This is a genomic window from Neobacillus niacini (genome assembly GCF_023715415.1).
In the GTDB taxonomy this organism is placed as follows: domain Bacteria; phylum Bacillota; class Bacilli; order Bacillales; family Cytobacillaceae; genus Neobacillus; species Neobacillus niacini_C.
This window is the reverse complement of sequence record NZ_JAMBOB010000004.1, coordinates 440619-466586: the sequence shown is the minus strand read 5'-3', so window position 1 is coordinate 466586 and position 25968 is coordinate 440619. Positions and strand designations below refer to the sequence as shown.

28 protein-coding genes are annotated in these 25968 nt (G+C 40.1%); 25 read left to right on the top strand and 3 right to left on the bottom strand.

Annotated elements, in window-relative coordinates; genetic code table 11:
- The first annotated feature begins 64 nt into the window (after positions 1-64).
- The 18 genes from eutS to M3189_RS11450 all read left to right on the top strand — a co-directional run bounded on the left by eutS (position 65) and on the right by M3189_RS11450 (position 15089).
- A complete protein-coding gene (gene eutS, locus M3189_RS11535) occupies positions 65-406 on the top strand; it encodes an ethanolamine utilization microcompartment protein EutS (protein ID WP_251634212.1) in 342 nt (113 codons plus the stop codon).
- A 16-nt stretch (positions 407-422) separates the two neighbouring features.
- Positions 423-935 carry a EutP/PduV family microcompartment system protein gene (locus M3189_RS11530; RefSeq protein WP_251634211.1) on the top strand — a complete coding sequence of 171 codons (513 nt, stop codon included), beginning with the start codon at positions 423-425 and terminating at the stop codon, positions 933-935.
- A gap of 115 nt (positions 936-1050) precedes the next feature.
- Positions 1051-2496, top strand: coding sequence for an ethanolamine ammonia-lyase reactivating factor EutA (locus M3189_RS11525; RefSeq protein WP_251634210.1), 1446 nt, complete (start codon positions 1051-1053; stop codon positions 2494-2496).
- 16 nt (positions 2497-2512) lie between these two features.
- Complete coding sequence (locus M3189_RS11520) at positions 2513-3877, top strand: ethanolamine ammonia-lyase subunit EutB (protein ID WP_251634209.1); 1365 nt, start codon at positions 2513-2515, stop codon at positions 3875-3877.
- Between the two features lie 12 nt (positions 3878-3889).
- Positions 3890-4855, top strand: coding sequence for an ethanolamine ammonia-lyase subunit EutC (gene eutC, locus M3189_RS11515; RefSeq protein ID WP_251634208.1), 966 nt, complete (start codon positions 3890-3892; stop codon positions 4853-4855).
- An 18-nt stretch (positions 4856-4873) separates the two neighbouring features.
- Positions 4874-5521, top strand: a complete 648-nt coding sequence (eutL, locus tag M3189_RS11510; RefSeq protein WP_251634207.1) for an ethanolamine utilization microcompartment protein EutL — start codon at positions 4874-4876, stop codon at positions 5519-5521.
- Positions 5522-5537: 16 nt separating this feature from the next.
- Positions 5538-7049, top strand: a complete 1512-nt coding sequence (locus M3189_RS11505) for an aldehyde dehydrogenase family protein (protein WP_251634206.1) — start codon at positions 5538-5540, stop codon at positions 7047-7049.
- A gap of 15 nt (positions 7050-7064) precedes the next feature.
- Positions 7065-7352: a BMC domain-containing protein gene (locus M3189_RS11500; protein WP_251634205.1), complete on the top strand. Its 288-nt coding sequence runs from the start codon at positions 7065-7067 to the stop codon at positions 7350-7352.
- Between the two features lie 25 nt (positions 7353-7377).
- A complete protein-coding gene (gene pduL, locus M3189_RS11495) occupies positions 7378-8238 on the top strand; it encodes a phosphate propanoyltransferase (RefSeq protein WP_251634204.1) in 861 nt (286 codons plus the stop codon).
- Positions 8239-8255: 17 nt separating this feature from the next.
- Positions 8256-8558 (top strand): EutN/CcmL family microcompartment protein, encoded by a 303-nt coding sequence (locus tag M3189_RS11490; protein ID WP_251634203.1) that lies wholly within the window; start codon positions 8256-8258, stop codon positions 8556-8558.
- On the top strand, positions 8533-8877 hold the full coding sequence (locus tag M3189_RS11485; protein ID WP_353057420.1) for a BMC domain-containing protein: 345 nt from the start codon (positions 8533-8535) through the stop codon (positions 8875-8877). Before M3189_RS11490 ends, M3189_RS11485 begins: the two co-directional genes overlap by 26 nt.
- Positions 8878-8900: 23 nt before the next feature.
- The gene (gene mdh / locus M3189_RS11480) at positions 8901-9842 is read left to right on the top strand and encodes a malate dehydrogenase (RefSeq protein ID WP_251634201.1); all 942 of its coding nucleotides are present in this window, start codon (positions 8901-8903) and stop codon (positions 9840-9842) included.
- Positions 9843-10059: 217 nt separating this feature from the next.
- Positions 10060-10713 carry a GntR family transcriptional regulator gene (locus M3189_RS11475; protein ID WP_251634200.1) on the top strand — a complete coding sequence of 218 codons (654 nt, stop codon included), beginning with the start codon at positions 10060-10062 and terminating at the stop codon, positions 10711-10713.
- 15 nt (positions 10714-10728) lie between these two features.
- Positions 10729-11469: a creatininase family protein gene (locus M3189_RS11470; RefSeq protein ID WP_251634199.1), complete on the top strand. Its 741-nt coding sequence runs from the start codon at positions 10729-10731 to the stop codon at positions 11467-11469.
- The gene (locus M3189_RS11465; protein ID WP_251634198.1) at positions 11456-11914 is read left to right on the top strand and encodes a TRAP transporter small permease; all 459 of its coding nucleotides are present in this window, start codon (positions 11456-11458) and stop codon (positions 11912-11914) included. Before M3189_RS11470 ends, M3189_RS11465 begins: the two co-directional genes overlap by 14 nt.
- A gap of 10 nt (positions 11915-11924) precedes the next feature.
- Positions 11925-13211, top strand: a complete 1287-nt coding sequence (locus M3189_RS11460; RefSeq protein WP_251634197.1) for a TRAP transporter large permease — start codon at positions 11925-11927, stop codon at positions 13209-13211.
- Between the two features lie 41 nt (positions 13212-13252).
- Positions 13253-14266, top strand: coding sequence for a TRAP transporter substrate-binding protein (locus M3189_RS11455; protein ID WP_251634196.1), 1014 nt, complete (start codon positions 13253-13255; stop codon positions 14264-14266).
- A gap of 19 nt (positions 14267-14285) precedes the next feature.
- Positions 14286-15089 carry a carbon-nitrogen hydrolase family protein gene (locus M3189_RS11450; protein WP_251634195.1) on the top strand — a complete coding sequence of 268 codons (804 nt, stop codon included), beginning with the start codon at positions 14286-14288 and terminating at the stop codon, positions 15087-15089.
- A 121-nt stretch (positions 15090-15210) separates the two neighbouring features.
- Here M3189_RS11450 and M3189_RS11445 read toward each other — a convergent pair whose 3' ends face one another.
- The 3 genes from M3189_RS11445 to M3189_RS11435 all read right to left on the bottom strand — a co-directional run bounded on the left by M3189_RS11445 (position 15211) and on the right by M3189_RS11435 (position 19161).
- On the bottom strand, positions 15211-16533 hold the full coding sequence (locus M3189_RS11445) for a (Fe-S)-binding protein (RefSeq protein ID WP_251634194.1): 1323 nt from the start codon (positions 16531-16533) through the stop codon (positions 15211-15213).
- Positions 16530-17942: a glycolate oxidase subunit GlcD gene (glcD, locus tag M3189_RS11440; RefSeq protein WP_251634193.1), complete on the bottom strand. Its 1413-nt coding sequence runs from the start codon at positions 17940-17942 to the stop codon at positions 16530-16532. Before glcD ends, M3189_RS11445 begins: the two co-directional genes overlap by 4 nt.
- A gap of 115 nt (positions 17943-18057) precedes the next feature.
- Positions 18058-19161 (bottom strand): CdaR family transcriptional regulator, encoded by a 1104-nt coding sequence (locus M3189_RS11435; RefSeq protein WP_251634192.1) that lies wholly within the window; start codon positions 19159-19161, stop codon positions 18058-18060.
- A 120-nt stretch (positions 19162-19281) separates the two neighbouring features.
- On the opposite strand from M3189_RS11435, the gene M3189_RS11430 reads away from it, so the two are divergent.
- The 7 genes from M3189_RS11430 to M3189_RS11400 all read left to right on the top strand — a co-directional run bounded on the left by M3189_RS11430 (position 19282) and on the right by M3189_RS11400 (position 25913).
- Positions 19282-20145, top strand: a complete 864-nt coding sequence (locus M3189_RS11430) for an HAD family hydrolase (protein ID WP_251634191.1) — start codon at positions 19282-19284, stop codon at positions 20143-20145.
- 116 nt (positions 20146-20261) lie between these two features.
- Complete coding sequence (murQ, locus tag M3189_RS11425) at positions 20262-21164, top strand: N-acetylmuramic acid 6-phosphate etherase (RefSeq protein WP_251634190.1); 903 nt, start codon at positions 20262-20264, stop codon at positions 21162-21164.
- A gap of 24 nt (positions 21165-21188) precedes the next feature.
- On the top strand, positions 21189-22043 hold the full coding sequence (locus tag M3189_RS11420) for a MurR/RpiR family transcriptional regulator (RefSeq protein ID WP_251634189.1): 855 nt from the start codon (positions 21189-21191) through the stop codon (positions 22041-22043).
- Between the two features lie 99 nt (positions 22044-22142).
- Positions 22143-23504 (top strand): PTS transporter subunit EIIC, encoded by a 1362-nt coding sequence (locus tag M3189_RS11415; RefSeq protein WP_251634188.1) that lies wholly within the window; start codon positions 22143-22145, stop codon positions 23502-23504.
- Complete coding sequence (locus M3189_RS11410; RefSeq protein WP_251634187.1) at positions 23501-24508, top strand: MupG family TIM beta-alpha barrel fold protein; 1008 nt, start codon at positions 23501-23503, stop codon at positions 24506-24508. The genes M3189_RS11415 and M3189_RS11410 overlap by 4 nt, the downstream gene beginning before the upstream one ends.
- Positions 24509-24754: 246 nt before the next feature.
- Entirely contained in the window at positions 24755-25384 is a 630-nt protein-coding gene (locus M3189_RS11405; RefSeq protein ID WP_251634186.1) for an AmiS/UreI family transporter, read from the top strand.
- Between the two features lie 67 nt (positions 25385-25451).
- Positions 25452-25913: a hypothetical protein gene (locus tag M3189_RS11400; RefSeq protein WP_251634185.1), complete on the top strand. Its 462-nt coding sequence runs from the start codon at positions 25452-25454 to the stop codon at positions 25911-25913.
- Positions 25914-25968: the final 55 nt, after the last annotated feature.

Below are 25968 nucleotides of genomic sequence, written 5' to 3'. Positions count from 1 at the left end.
CAATGGTGCTTAAAGAGAACGTTCTTTAAGCATCTTTTTTATAGGGTAGAAAGGTGTGGTTAAAGTGAGTGAAGAGAAAAAAAGGTTTATACAAGAATTTGTCCCAGGTAAACAAATCACGCTAAGTCACTTAATTGCAAATCCTGATGCTGAAATGTTCAAAATGCTAGGCATCCAAAAAGCAGGTGCACTTGGAATTATGACATGTACACCAAGTGAAACGGTTATTATTGCAGGTGATTTAGCAACAAAAGCAGCAAATGTAAATATTGGCTTTTTGGACAGATTTACAGGAAGTCTTGTGATTGTTGGCAATATTTCAGAAGTGGATATGGCGATGAACGAAATTAATCGCTTTTTAGCTGAAATATTAGGCTACACACCTGCAACGATTACAAAATCCTAAGGGAGGGCTTTAAGAAATGAAAAACAGGGCGATGCTTATCGGGGCAATCGGTGCTGGCAAATCTACCTTAACAAATGCATTATTAGGTGTAGAGGTTAAAGCGTATAAAACTCAGACATTAATTTATTACGATTGGATTGTGGATACGCCTGGGGAATATACTGAAAATCCTATGTTTTATAAAAATATAATGGCTACTGCCTTAGAAGTTACCCACGTTTTTTATTTGCAGGATGCTACTAGCGATAAAGTAACTTTCCCTCCTGGATTTACGATGGGGATACCGAAGATACCAATTGGTGTGATAACTAAAAGTGATCATACCAAAGCAAAAATTGCAGAGTCCATAGAAAGGATTCGTTCAGTTATTTCTTATGGTCCGATTGTGATTACTTCTTCTGTCGAAAACATTGGGATCGAACACTTAAAGAATTTAGTACAGTTCAATGATATGGATTCGATCAAAAAGTATGTTCATGACTCAGAAGATGAAAAACTATTATTCTCTGACTCCTTTACAGTTAACTGAATTTTTGATATATTATAATTATAAAAGTGAATGAAATGGCAAAGGCGCCTTTACGACTTGAAGAATTTTCTTCGAGTATGTAAAGGCGCCTTTTTTAGTTAAGGGGTGGTAGTTTGTGAATGATTCCAAGAAGAAGGAGACAATAATCAGTGCAGGAATTGACATTGGGACAAGCACAACGAAGCTCATTATTAGCCGTTTTACCATAATGAATACAGCTGAAACTACACAAGTACCAAGAATTGAAATTGTCGATAAACAGGTCTTGTACAAGAGTCCCATTTTTAGGACACCGCTGCTGGATTCTTCAACCATTAATGTAGCAGAGGTTGAGAAAATAGTCCGTTCCGAATATGCTCATGCCGGCATAACAGCCTCTCAAGTTGAAACAGGGGCAGTCATTATTACCGGTGAAACAGCTACAAAACATAATGCTCGCGAAGTACTGCATTACTTAGCTAATGAAGCCGGTGATTTCCTGGTAGCCACGGCTGGTCCGGATTTAGAAGGTATTATTGCAGCAAAAGGTTCAGGGGCATATGACTATTCCCATCGTACGGGAAAAGTAATTGCCAATATTGATATCGGCGGAGGAACGGCAAATATTGCTGTTTATAAAGATAGAGTGCTTCTCGGCACATGCACCATGCATATAGGAGGAAGACTCATCGAATTTCATGAGCAGAAAATAACTTCCATTTCTCCTACCGTGCAAAAGCTTTTAGCAGAGAATAACCGAGTTTTACAAATAGGGGATTCCTCTGAATCACCAAATGTAAATTTTGTTGTTCGTTTGATGGCAGAATCACTAGGGAGAATAGTGAACAATGAAGTTCATGAAAAGGACCTAGTACTATTACTGGGGCATCTTCCAAACTGGACAGATAAAATCGACTTTCTTGTTTTTTCAGGAGGAATATCTGAATTTATTTATAAGCATGAACCCGGCACTGATCAACGCTCTGACTATGATGACATAGGTAAAGATTTGGCTGTAGCGTTGCTAAAAGATGAAGCGCTGCAAAGCTTTACATGGCTTGAGCCAGTTGAAACCGTACGGGCAACCGTCCTTGGAGCAGGTACTCAAACGACGGAAATTAGTGGAGCTACCATCCAGGTGGCTCGAAATGAATTACCTCTTAAAAATGTTCCAGTATATCATTACACATTTGGTATGAACCTTCAAAATGGATTAGAAAATTTTGAGGAAGCAGTCAAGCATGCCATAAATATGTACGATGTAAGGAGAGAAGGACAAAATATTGCTCTCTACCTCTCTGAACTTCCATACATGAAGTTTAGAGATATCCAAAAGTTAGCAGCAGCTATTATTCAAGTAATGGAAAAACGTTTTGACCCCAATTTGCCGATTGTACTAGTGGTACAAACCGATCATGCCAAAGTGCTAGGTCAGACATTACTTGCTATGAATGTAAAACAAAGTGTTATTTGTATAGATCAAATCAATGTCGAACAAGGTGATTACCTGGATATCGGAAGAAGTCTTGAATCCGGAGTCGTTCCCGTTGTAGTGAAGACATTAACATTTCACTCATCGTGAAGGAGGGTGTTCCATAATGAATCTACATACAATTTTAGGTGGTATCCGTTATACATTTGCCGATTTGAAAGAAGTCATGGCAAAAGCAAATGAGGAAAAATCAGGGGACCGGCTGGCAGGTGTCGCAGCGGAAACCGTTCAAGAACGAATTGCTGCAAAAGTGGTCCTAAGTGAAATTTTATTAAGTGACATTCGAAATAATCCCTTAATTCCCATTGAAGAGGATGAAGTTTCTCAAATTATAGAGGGCGATATTAACGAAATAATCTATGGGGAAATGAAGAATTGGAGTGTTGCGGAATTAAGGGAGTATATATTGCGTAACGATGTTGGCGACCGCGAACTCAAACGAATAAGCAGGGGATTAACCTCTGAAATGATTGCAGCTGTGACCAAACTGATGTCCAACCTCGATTTAGTTCATGCAGCAAATAAAGTTGTAATTTTATCTACTTGCAATATAACGATTGGTCAAAAAGGAACTATAGCATCCCGCTTACAACCCAATCACCCAACGGACAATGTAGATGGAATGATCGCATCTCTTAAAGATGGATTGTCATATGGCATTGGTGATGCAGTGATTGGAATCAACCCTGTGGACGATTCGGTTGAGAGCGTTAAACGATTACTACACGCTACAAAAGACTTTATCCATGAATGGGAAATCCCTACACAAAACTGCGTATTAGCACATGTCACCACACAAATGAAAGCCATTCGTCAAGGAGCTCCTGCAGATATGATTTTTCAAAGTATTGCAGGAACAGAAAAAGCAAATCGTTCGTTTGGAATCACGGCGGAGCTTATTGCCGAAGCCAGAGAGTTAGCTTTAAAGCAAGGTACGGGATCAGGTCCGCAAGTCATGTATTTTGAAACTGGTCAAGGATCCGAATTATCAGCTGAAGCCCACCATGGAATCGATCAATTAACCTTAGAATCCCGTAACTATGGGTTTGCCAGACATTTCGACCCGTTTATCGTCAACACAGTAGTCGGTTTTATTGGTCCAGAGTACTTGTATAACAGCAAACAAGTCATACGTGCGGGGCTAGAGGATCATTTTATGGGGAAAATGCACGGTATTCCAATGGGAGTCGATATTTGTTATACGAATCATATTAAAGCGGATCAAAATGACATTGAAGATTTAGGTGTGCTCTTATCAGCAGCAGGTGTGAATTTCATCATTGCCGCACCAATGGGTGACGATGTGATGCTGAATTACCAATCTATGAGCTTTCATGATGTTGCAACATTACTACAGACCTTTGGGAAAACACCTGCACCCGAATATTTGAAATGGCTGGAAAAAATAGGGATTTATGAAAACGGCCGTCTAAGTCCACGGGCAGGCGACCCTGCCATATTCTCACGTTAGGAGATGATACCTATGAATGAACAACTCATTGAGAAAATTACGAAGATGGTCGTTGAAAAATTACAATCGAAAAACTTGAAAATAGTTGATCTTCCAAAAGAAAACGAACAGATGGCAGTTACGTTGTTTCAAGAGACAGCTGGGGAAAATCGTATTCCAGAAGAAAAGGTTATTCCAACTCCACTGGGAGATGTTAAATTCTTTAAAACAACTGTGGAGGAAAAAAAGCCAAATAACATCTTATTACGCACACCAACTAAGGAAGATAAAAACGATGATACTTTGGCAGAGCTTCGTAAAAAAACACCAGCTAGAATTGCAGTCGGAAGAGCCGGCTCAAGACCTAAAACAAGTACTTGGCTTCAATTTAGATTTGATCATGCAGCAGCAGTAGATGCGGTTTACGGTGAGGTTCCTCAAGAAATATTAAACCGTTTAGGCTTTTTTCAAGTACACTCGCGCGTAATGGATAAAGAAGAATATATTCGCAGACCGGATTTAGGAAGAAGATTATGTGATGAATCTAAAAAAATCGTAAAAGACAAATGTAAGCATTCTCCCACCGTACAAATTGTCGCTTCCAATGGGTTAAGTGCCAAAGCAATCGAGGAGAACTTAGAAGATGTGTTCTTGTCATTAGTACAATCATTAAAAAATCTATCCATTGATATTGGCACAACCTTTTATGTCGATAAAGGCAGAGTTGCCCTAATGGATGAGATTGGGGAAATCTTGCAGCCAGAAGTCGTGATCATTCTTATCGGAGAACGTCCAGGACTTGTATCTGCGGAATCCTTAAGTGCTTACATTTGTTATAAACCTCGCATCGGAACGATAGAGGCTGATCGGATGGTTGTTTCGAATATTCACAAGGGCGGTATACCTCCGGTGGAAGCCGGAGCCTATTTAGGAACACTCATACAGAAAATCTTAAAATATGAAGCTAGTGGTGTTTCTCTGGTCAAGAAGGAAGGATAGGAGGACTGAAGAGTCTTTATGAAAAAAATCCATGCTGAAATTTTATCTATGCAAGTCATTCCAAATGTAGATCCTGGGTTAGCTGAGAAATTGAATTTGCAGACCTATCAGCGAAGCTTAGGTTTGTTCACAACGACTATTGATGATGTTGGATATACGGCAGCGGATGAATCTACCAAAACTTCTGATGTGGAAGTGGTATATGCGAAGAGTTTTTACGCAGGGGCTGCTCACGCATCTGGTCCACTTTCAGGAGAATTTATCGGCATCATTGCTGGTCCTTCCCCTGAGGAAGTGAAAAGTGGATTCGATTCGATTCGCCTTACCATCGAGAACAGAGCGTACTTTGAAGCCATAAATGATAACGTGAATCATGCGTTATATGCGAATACCATTTCAAGCTGCGGAAGTTATTTGGCCAAGGTTGCCGGTATTTCCGTAGGGCAGCCGTTAGCCTATCTAATAGCTCCCCCTCTTGAAGCAATGATTGGACTAGATGCTGCATTAAAGTCAGCTGACGTAAGAGTATGTGAGCTTTTTACACCTCCGTCTGAAACCAACTTTGGCGGTGGTTTACTCACAGGCAGTCAATCATCCTGCCAGGCAGCTGCGAATGCTTTTCGTGATGCTATCTTGAATATGGCGAAACGGCCGTTAGATTACTAAGAAAGGAGGGAGTGTGATGGTAACAGTTATAGATACTGATTTACTCGCTCTTCAGGAAATGCGCACAGCTGTAAAAGCAGCAAAAGAAGCGCAATTGGCTTATATGAGTTTTACACAAGAACAAGTGGACCGAATTGTTAAGGCAGTTGCTGATGCAGCATTTAAACAGTCCGAACGACTTGGCAAAATGGCAGTAGAGGAAACGGGAATGGGTGTGGCGGCTCATAAAAAAATAAAAAACGAGGTTGGCTCAAGAGACGTTTACGAAAGTATTAAAGATTTAAAGACAGTGGGTGTGGTTGGGGAAGACAAAGAAAAGAAAGTTATCGAAATCGCGGCCCCATTCGGCGTTGTCGCTGCAATTGTTCCAACGACAAACCCAACATCAACTGCCTTTTTTAAAACACTGATTGCTTTAAAAACAAGAAATTCAATTGTCGTCAGCCCTCATCCGTATGCCGTGCAATGTACACATGAAGCGTTAAAGGTCTGTGATACAGCTGCTGTGGCTGCAGGAGCACCCAAGGGACTGATTCAATGCTTAACGATGTCCTCCTTGGAAGCAACACAAGAATTGATGAAACACCCTGATGTGAATTTAATCTTGGCAACTGGCGGAGGAGGATTAGTTAAAGCGGCTTATAGTTCGGGAAAACCTGCTTATGGAGTTGGACCAGGAAACGTTCCAGTTTACATCGAACGGTCTGCAAAGATCGAAAAAGCCGTGGAAAACATCATTAATAGTAAATCCTTTGATCACGGAACGATTTGTGCAACAGAACAAGCCATCGTCGTGGATAGGAGTATTTTGGAGCTAGTTAACCGCGCATTAAAGAAAAATGGAGCCTATGTTTTGTCAGATGAAGAAAAACGTCTAATGGAAAAAGTGATTTCTCCGATTCCAGGGAAAGTAAATCCTAACATCGTTGGAAAGAGTCCGCAGGTAATCGCAAAATTTGCGGGAATTACCTTGCCGGAAGGAACCCGTGTCATCGTGGGAATGGAAAAAAATTTAGGTAAAGACATTCCTTTCTCACTTGAAAAACTATCGCCTATTTTCGCCATGTATGTTGCAGCGGATGTGAACCATGCAAAGGAACTATGTTTATCGCTGTTAAATTTGGGTGGAAGAGGACATTCGCTTTCCATTCATACGGAAACAGATATGATAGCCCGCGAATTTGCGATTGACATGCCGGTCTCTCGTATTCTAGTAAATACAATGTCATCGGTGGGAGCGGTTGGCGGCACAACCGGATTATTGCCATCCATGACATTAGGCTGCGGGACATTTGGTGGGAACATAACTTCAGATAATGTAACAGCCAAACATTTATTAAATATTAAACGTATGGCTTATGGCATTAAAGAAGTAGAACTTCCAAAACAAACAAATGATTTAACTGAAGGTGTTACAAATCAAGTCGTTTCACAGGTATTAAATTCAATGGATACTACTCAAAGTGTTGATCCTGATATGGTCAAAGACTTGGTTAGTGAAATCTTAAAACAATTACAAAATAATTAGTAGGAGGAAACAGAGATGAATAGAGAAGGAACAGCATTAGGAATGGTAGAAACTAAAGGATTAGTCGGATCAATTGAAGCTGCAGATGCAATGGTCAAGGCAGCAAATGTAAATTTGATTGGTAAAGTCCACGTTGGCGGCGGAATTGTAACGGTTTTAGTACGTGGTGATGTAGGTGCTGTTAAAGCTGCAACAGATGCTGGTTCAGCGGCAGCACAACGTGTTGGGGAATTGTTATCGGTTCACGTCATTCCACGACCACATAATGAATTGGAAATGATTTTACCAAAATTAGAAAGTTAAATTTTAATCGAAAGGTGGAAACGACTTGAACCAGCAATTGATTGAAAAGATTGTCGGAGAAGTACTCAGTCAATTAGGAAATGTTGAAGCAGCAAAACAACATCCTGCAAATGCAATTCCTATCGCTGTTTCTGCTCGTCACATCCATTTGTCGCAAGAACATGTCGAGGAACTATTTGGTGCTGGGTACAAGTTAACCAAAAAAGGTGATCTCTCCCAGTTAAACCAATTTGCAGCAAATGAGACAGTAATGATTGCTGGACCAAGAGGCAGTATTGAACGTGTTCGTGTGCTTGGTCCTGTACGCTCTTCTACGCAGGTGGAGGTTAGCTGGACAGATGCCATGAAGCTCGGAGTGAAACCACATCTCCGTGATTCAGGCAACATTATCGGTTCTGCTCCTTTTACATTGGTAGGTCCAAAAGGAAGTCTATATCTTGATGAGGGGTTAATCATCGCCCAAGCTCATATTCACATGGATCTCCAAGACGCAAAGCGTTTAAATGTAGAAGACGGCGAGTATGTAACGGTAGAAGTAGATGGAGTACGACCAATTGCCTACCGAAATGTAAAAATTAGAGTTTCTGAACGATACCGTTTGGAAATGCATATTGACACGGATGAAGCAAATGCAGGCTTCATTGCAAAAGGCACAATAGGCTATATAAGTCGACCAGGTGAGGAACGCACTAGATTAATAGAACAAGATTCATTGCCTGTTCGTTCAGAGAGCAAACCACATAACTATCGAAAAAAGTTACTTAGCAATAATGATATCAGAATAATAAATGAAACTGAGATTGTGATCGAAAAAGGAACAATTGTCACACCGCTTGCAAGAGATACAGCACGTGAACTGGGAAAAACGATTTCATTTAGAAAGTAGAAGAAGGTGACAGTGGGATGAGATTAGGGAGAGTTATCGGAAACGTTTGGGCAACTCGCAAAGAGGAAGGTTTACAAGGTTTGAAATTACTAATTGTTCAACCTATTGATGCTTATGGGAAGGCAGTCAGGACCCATTTTGTTGCTGCTGACCGTATCGGTGCTGGAAAAGGTGATCATGTCCTTGTAACAAGCGGGGGTTCATCACGTTTCATCGATAAGGATAATCCCATTCCCATTGATGCAGTCATTATAGGGATAATCGATTCAACCGAAGTGGAAAGAGGTGAATTTGGTGGGACAAGCAATTGGAATGATTGAAACAAAAGGATTAGTCGGTTCTATGGAAGCAGCAGATGCCATGATTAAAGCTGCGAATGTTTCATTAGTCAAACAAGAATTTGTTGATGGTGGAATTGTGACAGTCATTATTCAAGGAGATGTTGGTGCCGTTCAAGCTGCTGTGGATGCCGGTCGTGAAGCGGCGAAGCGTGTTGGCGAACTATTAGGGGCTCATGTCATTCCACGTCCGGACCAATCTGTTAGGGAGATGTTGGATACTACTAATCCTGATAAGCAAAAACAGAAGAAAAGGGCATCTAATATAGGAAAGAAAAATATAAAAGAAGTCAATGAATAATGATTGTGAAAGGGTGAGTTTATTTGGCGTTTCGAAGAAATAAAATCGCCGTTGTCGGTGCAGGTTATACCGGTGCCACTGTTGCTTTAATGATTGCGCAGAAGGAATTGGGCGATGTTGTATTAGTGGACATCCCGGACCAAGAGAACCCAGCAAAAGGGAAAGCACTTGATATCCTTCAGGCTGGGTCGGTACAACGTTATAATGTGAAAATTACTGGAACATCTAATTATCAGGATATTCAAGATGCAGACATGCTCATCATCACTGCAGGTATTGCCAGAAAACCGGGAATGAGCAGAGAAGATTTAGTCACAACCAATGCAAAAATCATGCGCCATGTATCTGAACAAGTAAAGACATACGCACCAAACAGCTATGTTTTAATCTTAAGTAATCCTGTAGATGCGATGACATATGTTTGCTATCAAACAACCGGTTTCCCAAAGAACCGGGTTATTGGCCAATCCGGTGTATTAGATACAGCCAGGTTTAATACCTTTGTAGCCGAAGAACTGGGTATCTCGGTGGAAGATATCTCTGGATTTGTTTTAGGCGGACATGGTGATGATATGGTACCTTTTGTCAGGTATTCCTATGCAGGCGGAATTCCCTTGGAAAAAATTATCCCGCAAAAACGTTTGGATGCAATTGTGGAGCGGACAAGAAAAGGCGGCGGGGAAATTGTCTCTTTGCTTGGAAATGGAAGTGCTTACTACGCACCAGCTGCTTCACTAGTAGAAATGGCCGAGGCAATTATTCGTGATAAAAAGAGAATTCTCCCCTCCATTGCATATTTAGAAGGAGAATATGGCTACAACAATTTATATTTAGGTGTACCGACAGTAATCGGCGGGAACGGAATAGAAAGCATTATAGAACTGCCAATAACGATTGAAGAAAAAGAAGCCCTAGATAAATCAGTAGAATCTGTAAGGAAAGTAATTAAAATTTTAAATTTTTAAAATTTATTGACTATTCTAAATGTAAACGTTATTATGAATTTAGGTTGTATCCCGCTTGTATACAAGTCGTATTTAAAAGTTAAAGGGCTTCTAATGTTAGATATAATTTAGTAGAGTGTGATTTTTTACTTTTAAAGGTAATTTATCCCTAACTTGTATACAAGTTGTACTCTTATTTTGTATACAAGTTGTACTCAAGGGAAAACATTAAACTATTTTGAGAGGGGGGAAGGACATCATTCACTATCAAACTAAACCTCAATTAAAGGATATAGCCTATCAGAAAATTAAAGAAATCATTATGTCAGGTGAGGAAGAGTTTACTTCAGAAAGCAGTTTAGTAAATTTACTAAGTATGAGTAGAACTCCTATAAGGGATGCTATTCATCGCTTAGAGAATGAAGGATTTCTTAAGGTTTATTCCAATCAAGGAATCTATTTTTGGAATCCTACTGCTGAAGAAAGAAATGAATTATTTGATATGAGAATAGCTATTGAAACTTATTCCATTAAACAAGTTCCTGTATTCACAGATGAAAATATTACATACCTTAGAGAAAATATTAGGGACCAATATCTTGCAGTAGAAAAAGAGGATTACTTAGTTTTTAATGAACTAGACATGGATTTTCATCAATATTTGCTAGAAGTAAACGGCAATTCGCAGTTCTTAAAGAGCTATAAGAATGCTAGAGAAAGACTAATGACTATCCGCAGTGCCAAGTATCTATTGAAAACCCAATCAGAAGTGATTAAAAGGTTAATCAAAGATCATGCAGAGATTGTAGATAACCTTAACAAGGATTCCAATGTTATTAGTGCAGAAATCCTAGAAAAACATATTAATAAAGGCAAAATAAATTTTTCATAAAGGGAGATATAAAAAATGACAGTTTTTTTGAAAAATATGAGCTGGGTAAACTTCCAGAAAAAGAAAGAAAATACTAATTTAGTAATTATCCCTACAGGAGCATTTGAAGTATATGGTCAGCATTTGCCACTTGGTTCTGATATTTTGGTTGCTGTGAAAATTTCTGAAATGGTTGCAGAAAAATTAGGTGCAATCGTTGGTCCATCTATGGAAGTAGGAGATTCATCGATGTTAGATGATTTCCCTGGAACGATAACCATCCGTCCAGAAAGCTTTAAAAATTATCTTTTGGACATCTTAGTAAGCTTAAAAAAATGGGGATTTAAGGACTTTTTATTTGTTAATAATCATCTTGGAAATGTTCCTATCATTGACCAACTTTCCAGGGATTTACAACGTGATGATTCCATAAGATGTGCGCAGATTGACTACTGGAGATTTGTTCAGACTGTTGATAAGGGTATCGTTGAAACCGAAATACCACACGGACATGCAAGTGAAGCAGGAACGTCAGTACTACAATATCTATATCCAGAATGTGTTGATATGGATTTGATTGTGGATGAACATCCTTCTATTTCAAACAACTTTCCTGATATTATTCAATATGTAAAATACGGTGATTTAAGTAAATCCGGAACCATTGGGGATGCAACTGCAGGAACACCTGAGAAAGGGAAACAACTTGTCGACCGTTCGGTAAACCGAATCGTAGAATTTTTAGTAGAAAGTTGGGGTTATAGTGCAAAAGATTGAAAAGATGCTTGAGGTAATCTCAGCAATCCTGCTAACTATACTCGCTTTGATTGTTACGGTTCAAGTGCTTGGCCGAGCATTATCGATGTCACTACCCTGGTCTGAAGAGTTGTCCAGGCAGGCATTGATTTGCCTTTCCTTCATAGGAGGAGCGCTAGCGTACTATAAAGGAGAGGAATTAAAGGTTACGATAATAGTAGATTTATTCCCTCCAACTGTACGCAAATGGAATGATTTAATCATCTCCATACTTTCAGTGCTAATTTCTTTATTAGTGTTGTACAGCGGGATCAACTTCCTAGGGGATGTCTGGGGTACACCGACAGTCGCTCTTCAATGGAATAAGGGAATCTTTTTCTTAGCCATTCCAATTAGTTTTGCTCTAATTTTTATAAAACTATTTAGAAATTTAATCAGCAGTTTTATACCGAAGGAAACAATATAGGAGGGATCGCATGTTAATCGCACTTTTCCTTGCGCTGTTTGTATTGTTACTTTTGGGAATGGATATTTCTCTAGTCATGATAACGAGTGCAGCGATTGTCGTATTTTTAAGTCAATATAGTGATTTTCCTCTATTAATTGAAACGTTGTCCCAACACCTTTTTAGCGGAGTGGATAACTTTAGTTTTACTGCCATCCCTCTATTCATTCTTGCGGGTGAAATCATGAATAGGGGAATGATTACCGATAGGCTGGTGAGATTTTCACAAACTTTTTTGGGTCATATTCCAGGTGGTGTGGCTCAGACAGGTGTGGGACTAAACGTTATTATGGCAGGTATGTCTGGCTCTGCTGTTGCAGATTGTGCTTCGACCGGAAGTATTTTAATCCCTGCTATGGAAAAAGATGGGTACAAACGGGAGCGTGCTGCAGCAATTATTGCGACTGCTTCTACGATCGCACCCGTTTTTCCTCCTAGTATTCCAATGATTATTATTGGGTCCATTGCAGGACTATCGGTAGGGCAACTTTTCTTGGCGGGTGTTGTCCCTGGGTTGTTAATGGGAATCTCCGTTATGATTTATATTTATTATCACGCAAAAAAAGTAAAAATGGTATTAAAACAGAAATCTACTTTTAAGGAAAAGTTAGTTGCTACAAAGGAAGCTTTTTTGGCATTATTATTGCCAATCATTATCATCGGAAGTATTATCTTTGGAATCGCGAGTCCAACAGAATCGGCAGTTTTAGGTGTACTATATGCTCTGTTTGTAACCATGTTTATTTATCGCTCTCTTAATCTTAAAAACTTATACAAAACATTAGTAGGTGCTTCAGTAGCTTCTGGAACGATCATGATAGTATCTGCAGCGGGAGTACTGTTTGGTTGGCTGGCTACTTATTATAATCTAGGAGATGTAGTAGAAACTTTACTATTCTCAATTAGTGAAAATAAGTACGTTATTTTAATTGTTGTCAACATCATTCTCATTATCTTAGGGATGGTGTTAGAGACAATTCCTATTATTCTATTAGTTGTACCAATTTTACTCCCAATACTGGGTAATCTTGGGATTGATCCTATTCATTTCTCTATTATGATGGTGGTTAACTTAATGATTGGCTTAATAACACCGCCAGTAGGATTACACCTATTTATTACATCATCCATCGCTAAAGTACCAATTACAGCTGTTATTAAAGAAGCCATACCATTTATATTTGTTCTTCTCATTGTGTTAGTTCTGGTCACTTTTGTTCCAAGTGTGTCCTTATTCTTGCCAAGTTTATTTAATTAAAAATTCTATTCAATTAATAAAAATTAAAGGGGTTGAGCTACTTGAAGAAAATTCGAAATATTCTTTTATTATTTGTGGTTATTGGTTTAATTGCAGGATGCGGAAATCAAGCAAATAAAAGCAGTGGGAATAGTTCAGAAAAAAGTTCTGGAACAGTTAAAATGCGGTCTGCAGATGTTGTAGACATTAACAGTCCTTACACAAAAGGAATGGAAGAATTTGCAAAAGATATTAATTCCGCAACGGATGGAAAGCTTTCTCTTGAGCATTTTCCAGCTGGGCAATTGGGTAATGACAGCCAAATTCTTGAATCAGTAAAACAAGGAAGTATTGATTTTGGTCTTCAAGGTGCTATACCTGGAAGCGCAGTTGCTGGTGCATTTTATCTTCCATACTTGTTTCAAGATGCTGATCATTTAAAAGCAGTAATTTTTGGAAGTACTGGGGACAAGATTAAAGCAAAAATTGAAGAAGAAACAGGAGTAAAAGTAATTGGTTTTGTCCCATTCGCTGCAAGAATGCTGACTACAAATGGAGTAGAGGTTAAAACTCCAGAAGATTTAAAGGGGTTAAAAATCCGTGTACCTGAGTCACCAGCAGTAATCGAAGCATGGAAAGAATTAGGTGCTAATCCAACTCCGCTATCATTTACTGAACTATTTACATCACTTCAAACCGGGGTTGTTGATGGGCAAGAAAATCCATATGAGATTATACTAAATAATAGTTTTTATGAAGTACAAGATACTTTAAATGAAACATACCATAACTTTCCGGTCCGCACTCTAATTATGAATAAAGAAAAATATGAATCTTTAACTGCAGACCAACAAAAAGCCCTTGAAGAAACTTGGGTTGAGGCTGCTAAAAGTATCGATAAGATGTATTCTGAACAAGAAGCAGGATATAAAGAACAATTGTTAGAAAAAGGCATGAAGTTTGTAGAGTCTGACATTGAAAGCTTTGCAGCGAAATCAAGAAAAGTAACTGATAAACTTGGAACTGAGATCTTTGGTGAAGAAATCTATCAAGAAATCGTTGAACTTAGAAAATAAATTTAAGGTGGTTTAGTTAATGTTAGTTTCAGCTATTCAATTAAATTCGAAACAAGATAAAGAAGAAAACTTACGAAAAGCAATCAGTTATATTGAGAAGGCTGCTGATGCCGGAGCTAAACTAATTGTATTACCTGAATACATGAATTATATTAGTAGCAAAAAACAGGCCCTTGAACATGCAGAAACGATTCCTGGTCCAACTACTAATCTTTTAATGGAAAAGGCAAAGGAATTAAATGTATTTATCCATTGTGGCAGTATCTTAGAATACTATGATAATGAACGTGCCTATAATACAAGTGTGCTTATCAATGATAATGGTGAAATCGAAGCAAAGTATCGGAAAATCCATCTTTTTGATATCGATGTAGAAGGAGTAGCCTCCTATAAAGAGTCTGATTTGATCAAAGCTGGAGATGAAATCGTTACTGCTGATACTTCTATTGGTAAAATCGGATTAAGTATTTGTTATGACCTTCGTTTTCCTGAGCTATTTAGAAATTTAATGCTGCAAGGCTCAGAGATTTTAGTGTTACCAGCGGCATTTAATCAGAACACAGGTATTCATCATTGGGAAACGTTATTAAAGGCAAGAGCAATAGAGAATCAATGTTATGTAATTGCAGCAGGGCAGATAGGTTCTTATGGTGAAGGAAGTTCCACTTTCGGAAGTTCAATGATTATTGACCCGTGGGGAATTGTCATTGCGAGAGCATCTGATACGGAAGGCTTTATTACTGCAGAAGTAGACAAGGAATATATTACTAGACTCCGACAGCAGTTACCATGTCTAGCAAACCGTAAACCTCATCTATATTAGGTTAGAATGATACAAAATTAGTAGGTCACACACAATACAGTTGGAAAAAGTAAGATAAAATCAGTTGTATAAGTGGTAACAAAAAAGACGATTCATCCCCCTCGAATCGTCTTTTTTCTATTTATTTCACTGCTTCTGCTAACAAATCTACGATATGAACGCCGCGCATTTTACCAGATAGACCTTCGCGCTCAATTCCGAGCTGCATTTGTAGCAAACAACCGGGGTTTGCGGTTACGATGGTGGTTGCATGCGTGGCTTTCGCCTGAACCATTTTATAATCGAGCATGACCATCGACATTTCAGATTCGACAATATTGTAAATTCCAGCAGAACCACAGCAGCGATCGGCTTCTTTCATTTCTTGGTACTGAACCCCTTTTATGGACTCCAACAGTGTTCGTGGAGCCGAGGCGGTCTTCATCACATTTCGTAAATGGCAGGAATCCTGATAAGTAATCACTTGAGGCGGGAGCTCTAATTTCACTTTTTTATGAAAAGAGACCGCTACAAGGATTTCAGAAATATCCTTTATCTTCTCTTTAAACGCCACTGCACGTTGTTTCCAAACGGGGTCATCCTTCAACAGATGATCATAATCAACAAGGAAGGCCCCACAGCCGCCGGCATTGGTAATAATAAAGTCTGCACCTAAATCCTCAAAAGCTGCGATGTTTTTCTTCGCAAGCTCTTTGGCAGAATCCTTTTCACCACTGTGTCCATGCAGTGCACCACAGCAGGTTTGCTCTTTCGGAATCACAATCTCGCAGCCTGCTAATTGCAACAATTTCATGGTAGAATCGTTTGTCTTCATGAACATCGTGTCCATCAAGCAGCCGCTGAAAAACGCCACTTTGTGTACTTTTTCAGAAAGAGCTGGCAGATGTTCTGGTCTATTCTTCATTTCTTTCATCGTTGGTACTTTCGGAAGCACTTTTTCCATTGTGGCTAAATTCTCTGGTAATAGCCCTAGGTAACCAGTTTTACGCGCCAATGTTTGAATCCCAGAGCGTTGATAAAATCCAAGAAGACCTACCATCGTCCGCATCCGATTTTGGTGAGGAAATAACCCTTCAAATACCGTTTTTCGGACAACCCTAACAGGCAGAGAATGCTTTTTATTTTGATTAATAATATCTCGTGCCTCTTCAAGTAAATGACCGTAATTGACACCGGAAGGGCAGACCGGCTCACAAGCACGGCAGCCGAGACAGAGCTCGAGGGAGCGTTCAAAATCCGCATCGGGTTCGACCATTCCATCAACAACGGCTTTCATCATCGCAATCCGACCGCGAGGCGAATGAGACTCTTTATAACCTGATTCAATATACGTTGGACAGGTTGGCAGACAAAAACCGCAGCGCATACAGTTTAGCAGCTCGTCCTCGTTCATCCGCTCTTTAAATTGCTGTTGAATTTTTTCTTGTTCGAGTAAGGTTGTCATCTTGTCATCACCACGCGTTTCTTGCTGTCCTTCGCAAAAACTTTCCCTGGATTCATGATATTGTTCGGATCAAATGCCTGTTTAATTCCCATCATCGCAGCGATTCCTTCTTTTTTCAGCTTCCACTCTAAGTACGGTGCCTTCATCGCTCCGACTCCGTGCTCGCCGGTAATCGTCCCACCTAGTTCAATCGCCTTTTCAAAAATCTCAGCGAACGCTTTTTCGACGCGTTCCATTTCTTCATGATTTCTAGCGTCTGTTGCACAGGTAGGGTGGAGATTACCGTCGCCTGCGTGTCCAAAGGTACAAATCGTCAACTGATATTTTTCTGTAATTTCATTAATGGCTTTCACCATATTGGCAATTTCTGAACGAGGAACGGTTGCATCCTCTAGAATGGTTGTCGGTGCTAAACGGGCAATGGCTGAAAGTGCAGCACGTCTTGCTGTTCTAAGCGCCATTGCTTCCTCTTCAGTTGCGGCGATTTGAATGGATACTGCATTCTCCTGCTTACAGACTTCGGCAATTTTTTTAATATCCCGGTCAACCACTTCAGCTGGACCATCCTGCTCAATTAAAAGCACAGCTTGAACATCTGTTGGTAGACCGATTTGTGCATAATCCTCCACGACCTTTAATGTTGCTTGGTCAAGGAATTCCAAAGTAGTTGGAATGATTTTATTGGCAATAATTTTGGATACGGACCTTGCTGCTGCCGAAAGGTCCTGATAGAGAGCCAGCATTGTTTTTCGTGTTTCCGGCATTGGAATCAGCTTCAATGTGGCCTCGGTAATCACGCATAAAGTTCCTTCTGAACCAACAAACAGACGAGTTAAATCATATCCGGCAACATCTTTTGCAAGCTTTCCGCCGGTCCGAATGATATCGCCGTTCGGCAATACCGCTTCAAGTCCAATTACATAATCCCGCGTTACCCCGTATTTTAGTCCACGTAAACCGCCTGAATTCTCGTTGATATTGCCGCCTATTGTAGATATTTTCATCGAACTTGGATCTGGCGGATAGAAAAGTCCTTTTTCTTCAATGGCATTAATCAAATCAAGGGTAATCACACCTGGCTGAACGGTAATCGTCAGGTTTTCTTCATCAATCTCAAGGATTTTGTTCATATGTTTAAAAAGAAGGACCACTCCGCCCTCCGTTGGGCACGTTCCTGCACAAAGGTTGGTACCTGAGCCGCGCGGAACAATCGGAACTCCATATTGATTACAAATCTTCAATATCTCTGATACTTCCTCTGTATTGCGCGGACTGACTACTGCATCCGGCATCGATTGGAAGTTTGGTGTTGCATCATAGGAGTAGACTAAACGTTCTATTTTAGAATCATCGAAGTTCTCTTTCGTTACAATCGAGATTAATTTATCTTTTACTTCATTCGAGAGCATGCTATTTCCCCCATTTACCCACTATTTTCATACTCCTTAAAGTATAAAAAAAACAGGCCTAAGCCTGCTATAGATAAACATCCAAATTATCAATCTAAAATTACTTTGTTTTTGGTTATTCATCTAAAAAGAGAACAGCAAGGTACAAACAAAACAAATCATGGATGGTGTTGGGGTTTAGCCGGGTCAGCTCCTCGATTTTCTTCAAACGATAATGAAGCGTGTTGATATGAATGTGTAGGGAGTGTGCTGTATTTTTTAACGAATGATTTTGTTTAAATAGCTCACTTAAGGTTTCCAGCAAGTCTTTTTCTTTTAAAAGGGGGCCAAGGGTCCGCTGAATGTATTCAGATTTGACCTCTGGTGTAAGCTCACTCGTGATCATTTCAAGGACTAGTTCCTCATCAAAAACGATATTCCTAGTACGTCTAGCTATTTTCAATGCTCGTTCTGCTTGAGCATAAGAAAGGTGCAGACCTGAGGGAGGTGCACACTGGCCAACCCCGGCATAAGAGGTTATTCCAAAACTATGATTGATATACTGCAGAAAGTGTTCTAGGCGGGTTTTAAGGGAGGTCGGTTGAACAGAATCAGAGCAATCAATTAAAACAATGATTCGCTCGTTTCCAGACCTTGTGATCACATCGTTTTTATTTTGGGAAAAAGAATTCAAAATCGTGGACCATACGTCCCTTGATAAAGGAAATTTACTTTGTCCAAGTTCAATGATGACCGCTGTGCGGTGAAGGTCAAGATTAATCGTGAGTGCACGGGCGCGTTCAAGCAAACTGGGACTTGGTTCTTTGTTCTGCAGCCACTCGAGGACGAAGGTTTCCATCGCTCGGGAGTGATATTCAAACTGTTCACCAAAGTAATTTTCACTAATCAACAGCTCGGTCATTTTACGAATGATTTCTCCAAAAGGGGTGACACTTTCAGGGTCACCTGTAATCCCAATAACTCCAATGACCTCATGCTGAAAGAATATCGGGAGATTGATTCCGGCTTTTACCCCCTTTAATTGAAGAGTTTCTTTTTCGCTAATAATCAGCTTTTTCTTCTGCTGTGAGGTGATTAAGGCTCCTTCATGGAAGGTACCTAGTCGGTCCCGATTGGTGCTTGCCATGATGATGCCATCGGTGTTCACCACGATAATTTCTTCTGTCATTAATTTCTGAACTTCCCTCACTATTTTTTCAGCGAGTTCTGGTTGAAGCATTTGGCATCACCATCCCTTGTATATCAGTATTTCCATTAGTAGGGTAAAAACTATTTTTGAAATAATATTTTAGTTAATATTATAATTATAATGAAATAAAAGTACAAAGGGGAGAATATCTTGAAATATAAAATGTTAGCGACAGATTTGGACGGAACACTATTAAATGAGCAAAGAGAGATTGATAAGGAAAATATTGAAGCGATTCATGAATACCGCAAAAATGGGGGAAGGGTTGTCATCTGCAGCGGCCGGTCTCCACTTTCAACCAAGTGGATTGCCAATACCATTGGTCTTAAGGGTGAGCCGATAATTGCTTATAATGGCGCTGTTATCCTTGATGAAAATGGAGAAATTAGTGAGCAGGCTGTTTTCGAACATGACCACCTCATGAGTTTCTGGGAATTATGTGAAGGAGAAGGAATTTATGCTCATTTTTATGAGGGAGATACCTTACTCGTTCCGAGTGAAACGAAATGGAATCAGAACTGGATTGAGAATAATATCCTCGCCCTTGAAAAAACAGGGGCAAACTTGGAAGAATGTGAGAGTTTCCGCAGCCGCTGTCAGGTGAAAATGGTCGATGATTTTTATCGCTATGTAAAAAGTAATCAACCTGTAATCACGAAAATTGCTGTTTTTGACGATGAGGGTAAACTCGCTGATTTTTCAAAAGCGATTGATAAACAGGTGGGTGGAATGGAGATCAGCAGCAGTTTCAACTTTCTGAATCTAGAAATTTCACCGGCTGGTGTGAGTAAGGCTTCATCTTTAATAAAACTCGGTGCTATGCATGATATTCACATCTCGCAAATGGCTGCGATTGGGGATAATTACAATGATTCCCTTATGCTAACTGCTGCGGGACTTGGAATTGCAATGGGAAATGCACCGGACGATGTGAAAAAACTGGCTGATCAGGTGACAGCAAGTAATCATGAAGCAGGTGTTGCAAAAGCGATTCGCCGTTTTTTACTAGAATAATTTTGAAATGACATTTCATTATTTTTATAAAAATATTGAATTATTATTTCACTCGCGATATAATGAGTGCATAGTAATCGCTTACAACTAGAAAAACTTACGAGGAGGATAAGGAAATGATCGAAGAAAATCTCGAATTATTAACGACCGAATCCCGAAATAATGAGACTATGCAGATTGATACGGCAAGTCCAATTGATATATTACGAATCATGAATAAACAAGACCAACTGGTATCACTTGCTGTCAACGAAGTACTACCAGATATAGAAGCAGCCGTTCAGTTTGTTTTTGAATCCTTTAAAAAGAGCGGCCGCCTGATTTATTTAGGGGCAGGAACAAGCGGCAGGTTAGGTGTACTGGACGCCGTTGAATGTCCGCCAACCTTTAGCACCGAACCAGAAATGGTTGTAGGATTAATGGCTGGAGGAGAGGGCGCCTTTTTAAAGGCGGTTGAAGGTGCTGAGGATGATATGGAGCTTGGCGTAAGTGACCTGAAGGATTTGAATCTTACGGAGAACGACACAGTAATTGGAATCGCAGCCAGCGGCCGGACACCTTATGTAATTGGAGCGCTTCGTTATGCTAGAAGCATTGGAGCAAAAACCGTTGCTTTATCTTGTAATAAGAATGCAGCTATTAGTAAGGAAGCACATCAGGCCATTGAAGTTATTGTCGGCCCAGAGGTACTAACTGGTTCAACCCGTTTGAAATCAGGTACAGCTCATAAAATGATTTTAAATATGATTTCAACTTCATCGATGATTCTTTTGGGCAAGGCTTATGAGAATTTAATGGTTGATGTAAAGGTGAGTAACCTGAAATTAAAGGAACGTGCGATTGGGATTATCCGCAAAATCACCGGCGTTTCCTATGAAGTTGCTTTAGAAACGTTAGAAAAATCAGGGCTGCAGGTGAAAACAGCCATTGTGATGATCAAACGAGAGACAACGAAAGAGCAAGCAGAAAAGCTATTAACGGAAGCGAATGGCTATGTGAAAATCGCCATTCAACAATAGATTTGTGAAAAGGTGGTAATAGGCGTGGCTGCAGGCGGACTCAAAATGCTTCAAAATATGCTCGAACAGCTTCCAGCTTCTGAGCGGAAAATTGCTCAATTCATTCTTGAAAATCCACAAAGTATTTTAAACAGTACGGTCAATGATATCGGAGTCCAGGCCAAAACGAGTGGAGCAGCAGTCATAAGATTGTGTAAGTCACTTGGTTTGAATGGATTTCAGGATTTAAAAGTGAGGATTGCAGGCGATTTGGTAAAGCCCGCTGAACAAGGCTATCGTGACATCGAGCCTGGGGAATCTTATTTTTCGATTGTCCAGAAGACAACCAGCAATAGTATTCAGAGTATCCGAGATTCTGCCGAGATGATCAATTACGAGGAATTGGAGAGGGCTGTGCAGACATTACTGTCAGCTCAGAACGTCCATTTCTTCGGGATTGGTGCCTCTAATATTATTGCGAAGGATGCGCAGCAGAAGTTCCTAAGGATACAAAAAAATGCAACCGCTTTTACCGATACACATCTTGTGGCTACCTTGATTGCGAATGCCAAAGAGGAGGATGTGGTGTTTGCCATCTCTCACTCGGGGGAAACGGCTGAGGTCATTAAAGTCATCTCACTCGCAAAAGAGCGTGGTGTGAAGACAATCAGTTTGACCAAATACGGACAATCGTCTGTCGCTTCGCTTGCAGATATAAAGCTGTTTACCTCTTATTCAGGGGAAGCTGCTTTCCGAAGTGCAGCAACATCATCAAGACTTGCACAGTTATACATGATGGATATTATGTTTTTATCTATGGCAACGGTTCAGTATGAGCAAACCGTTCAAGCGATTGACCAAACAAGAGAAGCCATCCAATTTATTAAAAAAGAAAATTAACTTGTAGGTGGTGATGTGAACACTATTTACACTGTGTTTACTAGGGGAAGAGCTTCATGATTAAAAAAATAAAATACAATAGAGAGTAGGGGAAATGATATGGCTGGAGAGAATAAAATTTTAGCTGAAAAGATCCTTGAACAATTAGGCGGAGCAACGAACATTGGCAATTACACACATTGTATGACAAGACTTCGTGTGACACCAAAGGATGATTCAGTTATCAATAAGGCTGCTTTAAAGAAGATAGACGGGGTTATTGGAGTGGTAGAAGAGGAAACCCTTCAAATCATTCTTGGACCTGGAAAAGTAAATAAAGTAACAGAAGAGTTTGGTAAGTTGATTGGCGAAGCGGGCGGAATCAATCTAAAGGAGAAAGCAGCGAGCACGAAAGCTGAAATCAATAAAAAGAATGCAACACCATTTAAGATGTTTTTACGTAAAATCGCTGGAATCTTCATTCCATTAATCCCAGCCCTTGTTGCATCAGGATTAATTACAGGGATCACAAAAGCGGTTATCCAAGCTGGTTGGTTAGCGGGTGATTCTCAGCTAGCAACGATTTTATCCGTAATTGGCGGTGGATTATTCGGTTACCTTGGAATTTTAGTGGGTACGAATGCAGCAAAGGAATTTGGCGGTTCACCAGCACTTGGTGCCATTGCGGGTATCTTAATTATTAACCCGGCTGTTGCAGGTATCCATTTGTTTGGCACAGATTTACTTCCTGGTCGCGGTGGTTTAATTGGCGTATTGTTTGCAGCCATCTTTATCGCTTTAGTCGAAAAACGAGTACGTAAGTTTGTTCCAACATCTCTAGATCTTTTCATCACACCAACTGTGGCTTTATTGGTTACTGGTATTGTTACTTATCTTGTATTTATGCCGCTTGGTGGTTTCTTCTCAGATATTATCACAAAAGGTTTAACATCATTGCTTGATATGGGCGGTGTCGTTGCAGGATTTGTTCTTGGTGCAACATTCCTTCCGCTTGTTGTAACTGGTTTACACCAAGGTTTAACACCAATCCATTTAGAGTTAATTAATACAATCGGTGATGACCCACTTCTTCCAATCCTAGCAATGGGTGGAGCAGGTCAAGTCGGCGCAGCGTTTGCCATCTATCTTAAAACCAAGAAAACTCGCTTAAAAAGAGCGATTGGCGGTGGTCTGCCAGCAGGAATTCTTGGAATCGGTGAGCCATTAATCTTTGGTGTTACACTTCCATTAGGCCGTCCGTTCTTAACTGCATGTCTAGGTGCCGGTGTCGGAGGTGCGTTCCAAGCAGCGTTTGGAATTGCAACCGTTGCAATCGGGGTATCTGGTTTACCACTTGCGTTCCTAGTTGTTACAGGTCAAGTTCTCCTTTATTTAGTAGGGGTATTAATCGCCTATGCAGCAGGATTTTTGTTCACGTACCTATTCGGTTTCAATGATGATATGGCTGGTGAATTTGATTGATCGGCATTTCCTTCTATCTAAATGATTCTTTAGCAGAAGAACGAATTGCACTAGCTGGAAAAATGGGTGTGAAGCGGGCGTTTACCTCGCTTCACATTCCAGAAGAGTCTGGAGATTTGGCGGGGCGTGCGATGAACCTGCTTCAGTGTGCAAAGGAAGCCGGGATAGAAGTTTATGCAGATGTTTCATTAAAAACACCTGGGCACTTGGGGTTAGACAGTTTGTTTGATTTAAAGTCACTTGGGGTCAGCGGCCTCAGGCTGGATGATTTTTTTGAGAATGAGTTGATTTTGAAACTTGCGGGAGAATTCAAGCTTGCGCTGAATGCGAGCATTATCTTTGAGGATGATGTCCGGGCACTTTTGGAAGGCGGTTTGCGAGCAAACCAGCTTTTAGCTTGGCATAATTTTTATCCAAGAAGAGACACGGGATTATCTGATACCTTTTTCCAAAAGCAAAATGAACTCTTTAAAAAGTATGAAATTCCGGTTAGTGCCTATATTCCAGGTGACGGGGAGAAACGCGGACCGTTGTTTGAAGGACTGCCGACCTTAGAGGAGCATCGTGACCTCGATTCCTTTATGTCAGCATTGGGATTGTTCCATTCTGGGATTGAGGATGTTTATATCGGTGACCCAGGGGTAAGTGAGAGTCTTCTTCGAAAACTAATTGACTTTGATGAGCATCATTGTGTAGAGGTGCGAATCGAAGGGTTTCAAGAGGGGGTTTATAGACTCCGGCCAGATCTTTCTCGTGATGTTCTTAGGTTTATGGACACGAGAAGTGAGAATTCTATCTCCCCTTTGAATACGGAGGCTCGATTGACTGGTTCCATTACGATTGATAACGATCTCTATGGAAGGTACCGAGGTGAGGTTCAAATCACGCTTTGGGATATGCCGGCTGATGAACGGGTGAATGTAGTGGGAAGAGTCATAGAAGACGATTGGCTGCTTCTTTCCTATCTCAAACCTGGTCAAAAAGTTAAATTCGTACATGTTTAATGAACTGCCCTCCTTTTGGGGGCAGTTTTTGCATTGGGCGCTTATGGTGAATATGGAAAAAACTTTATTTACACTTTGTTCAAACCTTCCTTAACTTTTGTTCACTTATTATGCTATATTGGTACAGGTATTATATTACGATATTTTTTAAGAAGGCAATTTCTTTTCTTATAGGAGAGGGGAAAGTGCTTTTTCTATTTTAAAGGAGGGGAAAGTTGTGAAAATTCAATTTTCGCAGCGATTACTATGAGTTTTGTTGGTCTATTTTTATCAGGTGCTGTTCTTTTTCTTAATGGACTTATGCTATTAGGGAAGGCAGACGGAAAAGCTGTTGGCTATTTTAATCTTTTCGTTGGAATCATCCAAATTATTAATCCATTTTATTTACTCATGACTTCTAGTCAAGGTAATTGGGATTTATATAATAATGCTGCTATCTTTCTATTTGGATTAACGTATTTATACGTAGGGGTCACCTCCGTAAAGGGGCTTGAAGGAAACGGTCTTGGCTGGTTTAGCTTATGGGTAGCCATTATTGCCGTTGTGTATACAGTGATTTCTTTTGTTCAATTCGATGATGTTGTCAATGGATTAACATGGGGACTGTGGGCATTCTTATGGTCACTATTCTTTTTAACAGGCTCTCTCAATAAGAAAATTGATGGCTATGTTGGAATGGTTGCCATTGTACTATCTTGGGTAACACTTACGATTCCAGCCATGCTTTACTTCTTAGGCGTTTGGAATACACCGGCAGTCCAACAAATCTGGACCTGGGTGCTGATTCTGACCATTGCCTTTTTCGTAGTAAGCCTTCTAAGCCCAAAGCTTTCATTCAAAAAAGAGAAAAGTGGCCAAGAGGTTCAAGCTGCATAGAAAAAGTACACGCAGAAATTGCGTGTGCTTTTTTTGTTTGGGCAATCATAATAGTGGGAGGGATATTGTGGAAGAGCTAAAGTATTTAAATCCAACACAACTGCTGGAGAAAATCTATGACACACTTTGTTCTGAGTATGAAGATGAAGCACACTACGACAATGAAAAGGATAAACAAGATATCGAAGTAACCAAAAGACGGTTAACGAAAAAAGTGTTTAACGAATTTGTCGTTGATGATGAGTATTTTCTAACCATGGATTCGAAAACCTTTAAGGAGCGCTATCATTTATATGAAAAGGACCTCCTCAAAATGATTACCGGCTGCAGCGAAAACGGTGTACCCTATGGAAAATTCATTGTCATCATTGATGACCTGCTCGCAAGCGCCAACCATAGACTCAATGCATTCGAACAACTAAACGAAGAAATAACCAGAATCAAAGCAGAAAAAGAACAGGAAGAAGACGCCGAACAAGGTGCCGAAGAAGTAATAGAGGCAGAAGAATCAGAGGAAGAGGAAGGGTGAAAATATACAGCGATGTATAAATGGTGCCTGTCCACGAGCGGTGACAGGCACCCAT